A 7430-nucleotide genomic window follows, 5' to 3' on the forward strand; every position below is an offset into this window, starting at 1 on the left:
TCAGACAGAGTACTTTTCGATGAGCGATTGCTTGTACAACTTGCCGGTGTCCGTCCGCGGCAGTTGCTCTTCGAAGGAGATGGATCGCGGGCACTTGTAGTGCGTCAGCCGGTCCCGCAGCCAGGCCAGCAGTTCGCCGCCGAACTCGCGGGTGGCGTCGGCCGGATCCACGGTCTGCACAACCGCTTTCACGCTCTGGCCCATCTCGGCATCCGGAATGCCGAACACCGCGGCGTCCATCACCTTGGGATGGGTGACCAGGACGTTCTCCGCTTCCTGCGGGTAGATGTTCACGCCGCCACTGATGATCATGTGGTGGCGCCGGTCGGTGAGGTAGAGGTAGCCGTCCTCGTCGAGGTAGCCGATGTCGCCGACGGTGGCCCAGCCGTGCTGATCCCGTGAAGCCGCGGTCTTTTCGGCGTCGTCCAGGTACTCGAAGGTGTTCCCGCCCTCGAAGTAGATTTCGCCGGGCACGCCCTGCGGCTGCTCGTTCCCCTCCTCGTCGAGGATGTGCAGGACGCCCAGCATCGGCTTGCCGACCGACCCTGGATGCGTCAGCCAGTCCTCGGCGGTGATCAGGGTGGAGCCGATCGCTTCGGACGAGGCGTAGTACTCGTCGACGATGGGCCCCCACCAGTCGATCATCTGCTTCTTGATCTCGACCGGGCACGGGGCGGCCGCGTGCATGACGCGTTGCAGCGACGACAGATCGTAGGAATCCCGCACGGACTGCGGCAGTTTCAGCATCCGGGTGAACATCACGGGCACGAACTGACCGTGCGTGATGCCGTAGCGCGCGATGGCGTCCAGACAGCCCTCGGCGTCGAACTTCTCCATCACGACGGTGGTGATGCCCTCGGCCTGAATCTGCATCGACCACACCGACGGCGCCGTGTGATACAGCGGCGCGGGGCTGAGGTAGACGGCATCCTTGGGCAGCCAGAAGCTCATCAGCATCTTCATCAGTCCGGGCACCTCGGCGGGCGGCAGGTGCGTCAGCTCCCGTTTGATGCCCTTGGGGCGGCCGGTGGTGCCCGACGAGTACTGCAGCAGGTCGCCTTCGATCTCGTCGGCGATCGGTGTGTCAGGTTGGGAAGCAACGCATTCCGGGTAGCTGTCCCAGCCCGGCAGTTCGCCGCCGGCGATGAGGAGCAGCTTGGGCAGTCCGCCGTCGAGGTGCTCGGCCAGGCCGGCGCAGGTGTCGCTCAGGGCCGCCGAGCCGATCACCGCGGTGGCTCCGCTGTTCTCGATGATGTACGCGGCTTCGGCCGCCGTCAGGTGGATGTTGATCGGCACGTAGTACAGGCCACTGCGCCGAGCCGCCCACATCGCGGCATGCATGTGCTCGTTGTTCTCCATGAGGATGGCGACGACGTCACCCTCGACGAGTCCATTGGCGCGGAAGTGGTGTGCCAGCCGGTTGGCACGGGCCTCGAGTTCGTCGAATGTCACCACGGTGCCCGACGGGTGCAGGATGACGGCCGGTTTTCCATTGCCCACGTGCTGGCGAATCTGCATGACGGCACTCTACGACAGACAACTTGACACCTGTCAAGTGGTGTCAGTGACCGGCGGGAATCAGTTCCCTACCGTCGATCGTGGACTCGCCGGCATCGTGGTCCGACGAGGCGAACGGCGCCCGCATCGTCGCGGCGACATGGCGACGGTTGATGATCAGGCCCACGACCGTCAGCGCACCGTAGATGCCGCACAGCACCAGCCGGCCGGTGGTCGAGGTGATCGGGAACTGCACCACGAACAGCGCCAACAGCAGCCACGCCGTCGCCCGGTGGAAGCGCAGCGACAGGATGAGGGCGACGCCCATCATGGTCTGGGTGGCAGTCAGCAGCACTTCTTCGATCTGCCGGCCATCAAGAACGAGTGCACCAGCACCACCACCGGCCACGTAGGCGATGGGCAGCGAGCCCATCAGCAGCGTCCACTGGTTGACCTTGGACGAGATGAGCATGGCGATCGCCGCGGTGCTCTTGCCCCGCGCGGCGAAGATCGTCGCGATGATGAACTCCGGCGCCTCCGAGGCCAGCGGCGCCAGCCACTGCACCAGCAGGAACCGGTCGACGCCCAGTTCGGTACCGGCGTTGATCAGGCTGTTCGCGAACGGCTCCGCGCACATCAGAATGACGGCTCCGGACACCACGAACAGCGTCACGACGGTGATCCGGCGGGTCCGGTCCGGCAGGGCGCCGATGGCCGCGGCCGTACCGACGAGCTCAGGCTCTTCGGGCTCGCCGCGAGTCAGTTTGTACAGGTAGAAGCCGAACCAGGCCAGCATCGCGACGCCGAGCACCAGGTGGATGCGGCCGGTGGTCGGGATGATGAACGCGACGAGTCCGGCGATGAGCAGGAAGCCCAGCTCGACCCGGTTGCCGGGTTCCAGCGCGAGCATCGATTTGCTGGTCTGGTCCGCCGACATGCGCCGCGCGACGTACAGCCCGACGATCACCACGACCGGCCAGCCGATACCCATGAGCAGCCGGTTGGAGCCGGTCATGTTGGCGGCGGCGTACTGCACGTACTCGGCGTTGTGGCCGGCGACGTAGGCGTAGTAGAGGTCGACGGCGTACTCGGGCAGCACCGCGATCAGGGCCAGCACGGCGATGGCGAGGCCACCGGACACGTCGACCTGCGCCGCTTCCGCCGCCCAGGCCAGCACGAAGCTGGCGGCGACGACGGCCGCGCCGTAGGCCAGCAGCGAGACGACGGGGTTCGGGTGCACGCCCGAGAGGCGCAATGCCACCGCCGGCGCGACGAACACAGCGGCCAGCAGCAGGGATCGCACAAGCGGCCGACGCGCGGTCGGGCTGGCTGATCGGATGCTGGTCACGTCGCAGACGGTACGCACCAAAAATCGGCTCAGCAACTTAGTGTTGCTACGAATTGCTGTGGATTGCGGTACTGAATTTGCTGGTCAGCGTCCTGAATGTTTCAAGTTCGGTCACCTTAACTTGAATGTGTGGCTAATCAAGATCGAATGTGGTGAGAAGCTGACGACCGTACGTGGAGCGTGCCGAACAGCCGAGCGGTGTCCGCCGATGTTGTCGTGAGTGGTGTCAGTGGCCAGATCCCGGCGAGAAAGTCCGTGAGTGCAATCGCGGTGGCGATGTGCCGGTGGTTATTGCACCCAGGGACCGCTGGCGCCCAGAAAAAGTACCTGGGTTCAGTCACGGCGGTGGCGCGCGCCTGGTGATTGACGCTGGGGACTTGTTTTACCGCGGTTCTACTTCGGGCGAGCAGATTCCATCCCATCAGCGGGTCACACCGCGGCGGTCCCGCCACGAGCGTGCGCACAGCGCGCCTGCAGCGCCGGATCCGCGATCCAACTGCGCATTCGGGCCGGAACCACCCCCACAAATACACAAAACCCCCGATCTCCTGGGAGACGGGGGTTGTGTGTTTGTGCGGGGAGAAGCCTTAGGCCTCTTCAGCCAAGCGGTGCTTGAGGGCGTCGAACTCGTCCTTGATGCCGGTGGGCAGCTTCTCGCCGACGAACTCGAACCACTCTTCGATCAGCGGCAGCTCGTTCTGCCACTCGTCGACACGCACGGCCAGCGCCTCGTCGACGTCGGCGGCCGACACGTCCAGACCCTCAAGGTCCAGGTCAGCGGCGGTGGGAACGATGCCGATCGGGGTGCTCTTGCCCTCGGCCTGGTGCTCGATGCGCTCGATGGCCCACTTCAGCACCCGGCTGTTCTCGCCGAAGCCCGGCCACAGGAAGCGGCCGTCGTCGCCACGGCGGAACCAGTTGACGAAGAAGATCTTCGGCATCTTGGACTCGTCGGCGTTCTTGCCGATGTTGATCCAGTGCTGGAAGTAGTCACCGACGTGGTAGCCCAGGAACGGCAGCATGGCCATCGGGTCGCGGCGCACGGTGCCGACCTTGCCCTCGGCGGCCGCGGTCTGCTCGGAGCCCAGGGTGGCACCGATGAACACACCGTGCTGCCAGTCGCGGGCCTGCGTGATCAGCGGCACCGTCGTCTTGCGACGGCCACCGAACAGGATCGCCGAGATCGGCACACCCTGCGGGTCGTCCCACTCGGGGGCGACCGACGGGCACTGCGAGATCGGGGTGCAGTAGCGCGAGTTCGGGTGCGCGGCCTTGGTCTCGGTCTCCCGGAGGATCCAGTCCTGGCCCTTCCAGTCGATCAGGTGCTCGGGCTCGCCTTCCAGGCCCTCCCACCAGACGTCACCGTCGTCGGTCTTGGCGACGTTGGTGAAGACGGTGTTGCCGGCGGCGATGGTCTTCATGGCGTTCGGGTTCGACGACCAGTTGGTACCCGGCGCGACGCCGAAGAAGCCGAACTCGGGGTTGACGGCGTACAGCTGGCCGTCCTTGCCGAAGCGCATCCAGGCGATGTCGTCACCGACGGTCTCGGCGCGCCAGCCCGGGATGGTGGGCTGCAGCATCGCGAGGTTGGTCTTGCCGCACGCCGACGGGAACGCCGCGGCGACGTAGTAGGCCTTGTTCTCCGGGGAGATCAGCTTGAGGATCAGCATGTGCTCGGCGAGCCAGCCCTCGTCGTGCGCCATGGCCGAGGCGATGCGCAGCGAGTAGCACTTCTTGCCCAGCAGCGCGTTGCCGCCGTAGCCCGAGCCGTAGCTCATGATCTCGCGGGTCTCGGGGAAGTGGGTGATGTACTTGGTCTCGTTGCAGGGCCACGGCACGTCCTGCTGGCCCGGCTCCAGCGGCGCACCGATGGAGTGCAGCGCCTTGACGAAGAAGCCGTCGTCGCCGATCTTGGCCAGCGCCTTGGCGCCCATGCGGGTCATCGTGCGCATCGAGACGACGACGTACTCCGAGTCGGTGATCTCGACACCGAGCTTGGGGTCCTCGGCGTCCAGCGGGCCCATGCAGAAGGGCACGACCCACATCGTGCGGCCGCGCATGCTGCCGCGGTAGAGGTCGGTCATGATGCCGCGCATCTCGGCCGGGGCCATCCAGTTGTTGGTGGGGCCGGCGTCCTCTTCGCGCTCCGAGCAGATGAAGGTCCGCGACTCGACGCGCGCGACGTCCGACGGATCCGACAGCGCGAGATACGAATTCGGCTGCTTCTCGTCGTTCAGCTTCTGGAAGGTGCCTGCCGCGACGAGGTGAGCGGCGAGGCGGTCGTACTCCTCGGCCGAGCCGTCGGCGAACATGACCCGGTCTGGCTGAGTCAGCTCCGCAACTTCACGCACCCAGGCCAGCAGCCCGGCGTGAGTGGTCGGAGCGGCGTCGAGACCGGGAATGGTCGCTGAGGTCATCAAATTCTCCTGCTCGCAAATCGCAGCTATACCTCTTTAGAGGTTAACGTGAGTGACATACAAGTGGACAATCGGGCGGCTGTCCGATCTCTCACAAGAACGATTCAGAAAGCTCAATCGGCAGTCCTGTATCCGCTGGTACCGCGATTCGGGGCGGGTGACGGACGGTTACCGGTCAGTAGCGCGAGAGCCTCGCTCCGCACAATTCCAAAATCGCTCAATTTCTCGTTTTGTGATCTGCGGACGCCAGGCCCGCCTGGACCTCCAGTAACCGGTACGCCAGTTCCTCCTCGGTCGCCTGCCGCGCCGCCGCGACAGCCGTCCCGACCCAGCGGTCCAGCATCGCCCGACGATGCAGCCGTGCGCGGACGCCGATGACGGTCATGGTCAGCGCCAGGCCCAGGGCCAATCCCATTACCCCACCGATCCCGTCGGGCACCCCGGCCACCCCGGTCGCCATCCTGGCCAGCCCCAATGCCGCCCCCAGGCCGAAACCCGCGCCCAGCACGATTCCCAACCACATCTCGTCGGCGCGCTGGGCCAGCACCGGGCCCGTGACCTCGGGCGGTGGCCATCGCCGCCCGGGGACGAGGCCGCCCAGCGCGGCAACAGTGGCTTCGCGAACCCCGTCGGCGACCGCGGCCAGCCGGTCGCGGGCATCGGCCTCGAAGCCCTCAGCCGCATCCCGGCCGGACGGCACCCTGCTGAGCAGGTCGGCACGCACGTCGTCGTACCGCCGGCGGGTCTCCCGCACCAGCTCCAGCCGGAGCCGCTGCAGTTCCAGCCGGGACGTCCCGGGCCACGCGCCGGACTGCGCGAGTAACCGCAGCGAGCCCCGGCTGATGTCGGCGGCGCAGCGACGGTGCAGGTCGTCGGTGGTACGGCGGCTGTAGCGGCGCCAGTGCAGCGCCCGGCGCAGATGGGCGTCGGCGTCCATGGCCGGGTCGACGACGAGGCCGTCGGCTGCCAGTGCTGCGGCAGCGGACGCGGTGACGAGTGCCGCCGTCGCGTCGGACGTCAGCCAGCGCCGCACGCAGTCGTCATCCAATTCTGTTGCAGCCAAGGCGATTTCACTCATCGCCACACAAATCGCCCGGTACCGGCCGGCAGCATCACCGGCATCGGGACCGGAGACGACGTGCGCCAGGCCCGGAACGTCCGTCACCAACTCGTCCAGCGCAGCGGTGAACCGCTGCCAAACATCCCCTGACAACACGCCCCCCAGATGCCCGCCCGATGCCATCGTCGCACCTCCGCGCAGGTGTGACCGACGCCGTTTTTCAGGCAACTGTTGGGTATCAATCTGCACCACGATGCGGGCTCTCACGGCCAGATGAGAGACGATGGACGGATGTATGCCCAGCGCGAGGACGACGCTGCCTCGTCGGCCGGCGCCTCGGCGGCCGATTTCGAGTCCGTCTCCGAAACCACGGCGGCCCCCGCACACCAGCACCGGCGCGTCACCAGCTTCCGGTCCCGCCGGTCGAGCCTGTCCACCGGTCAACAGAGCACGTGGGACCGTCGCTGGCCTGAACTGGGCAAAGTCGCCCGGTCCGAGGACGGCGAACCCGCGCCGCTGATCGATACCGCCGCCTGGTTCGGCCGCACCGCACCCGTCGTGTTGGAGATCGGCAGCGGCACCGGCATCTCGACGCTGGCAATGGCGCAAGAAGAACCGCACCTGGACGTCATCGCGGTCGAGGTCTACCGCAAGGGCATGGCCCAACTGCTCGGCGGCGTCGACCGGGCCGGCCTGACGAATGTGAGATTCGTCCGCGGCGACGGCGTCGACGTGCTGGAACACATGATCGCGCCGGGCAGCCTCACGGCGGTCCGCGTGTTCTTCCCCGACCCCTGGCCCAAGGCCCGGCACCACAAGCGCCGGCTGCTGCAGGCGGAGACCGTGGCGCTGATCTCGAGCCGCCTCAAGCCGGGCGGCATCCTGCACGCGGCCACCGACCACGCCGACTACGCCGTGCAGATCGCCGAGGTGGGCGATGCCGAGCCGACGTTGAAGCGCACCTCGGTCGACGCCGACCTGCCCATCTCGGTGCAGCGGCCCACCACCAAATACGAGGCGCGGGGCATGCGGATGGGCAGTCCCATCACCGAGCTCATCTGGGAGAAGCCGGAGTGACCATCACCGAGGCCATCCCACAGGTCAAGCC

General features: G+C 66.8%; 5 protein-coding genes. 1 reads left to right on the forward strand and 4 read right to left on the reverse strand.

The features are described from left to right. The 4 genes from fadD4 to A7G45_RS05045 form a co-directional block, all read right to left on the reverse strand. Window positions 1-1518: a fatty-acid--CoA ligase FadD4 gene (gene fadD4 / locus A7G45_RS05030; RefSeq protein ID WP_260934435.1), complete on the reverse strand. Its 1518-nt coding sequence runs from the start codon at window positions 1516-1518 to the stop codon at window positions 1-3. A 43-nt stretch (window positions 1519-1561) separates the two neighbouring features. Then, window positions 1562-2836 (reverse strand): calcium:cation antiporter family protein, encoded by a 1275-nt coding sequence (locus A7G45_RS05035; RefSeq protein ID WP_260937983.1) that lies wholly within the window; start codon window positions 2834-2836, stop codon window positions 1562-1564. Between the two features lie 596 nt (window positions 2837-3432). Next, window positions 3433-5262: a phosphoenolpyruvate carboxykinase (GTP) gene (locus A7G45_RS05040; protein WP_043391155.1), complete on the reverse strand. Its 1830-nt coding sequence runs from the start codon at window positions 5260-5262 to the stop codon at window positions 3433-3435. A gap of 217 nt (window positions 5263-5479) precedes the next feature. Next, window positions 5480-6505, reverse strand: a complete 1026-nt coding sequence (locus A7G45_RS05045) for a hypothetical protein (RefSeq protein ID WP_260934438.1) — start codon at window positions 6503-6505, stop codon at window positions 5480-5482. 90 nt (window positions 6506-6595) lie between these two features. On the opposite strand from A7G45_RS05045, the gene trmB reads away from it, so the two are divergent. Continuing rightward, window positions 6596-7399, forward strand: a complete 804-nt coding sequence (trmB, locus tag A7G45_RS05050) for a tRNA (guanosine(46)-N7)-methyltransferase TrmB (protein ID WP_071288484.1) — start codon at window positions 6596-6598, stop codon at window positions 7397-7399. The last annotated feature ends 31 nt before the right edge of the window (window positions 7400-7430 follow it).

The sequence above is a fragment of the Mycolicibacterium llatzerense genome, from assembly GCF_025331195.1.
Lineage (GTDB): Bacteria > Actinomycetota > Actinomycetes > Mycobacteriales > Mycobacteriaceae > Mycobacterium > Mycobacterium llatzerense.

Coding starts and splice junctions, on each gene's coding strand:
- fadD4 (WP_260934435.1), bottom strand. CDS start 1,518: ATGCAGATTCGCCAGCACGTGGGCAATGGAAAACCGGCCGTCATCCTG.
- trmB (WP_071288484.1), top strand. CDS start 6,596: ATGAGAGACGATGGACGGATGTATGCCCAGCGCGAGGACGACGCTGCC.
- A7G45_RS05040 (WP_043391155.1), bottom strand. CDS start 5,262: ATGACCTCAGCGACCATTCCCGGTCTCGACGCCGCTCCGACCACTCAC.
- A7G45_RS05045 (WP_260934438.1), bottom strand. CDS start 6,505: ATGGCATCGGGCGGGCATCTGGGGGGCGTGTTGTCAGGGGATGTTTGG.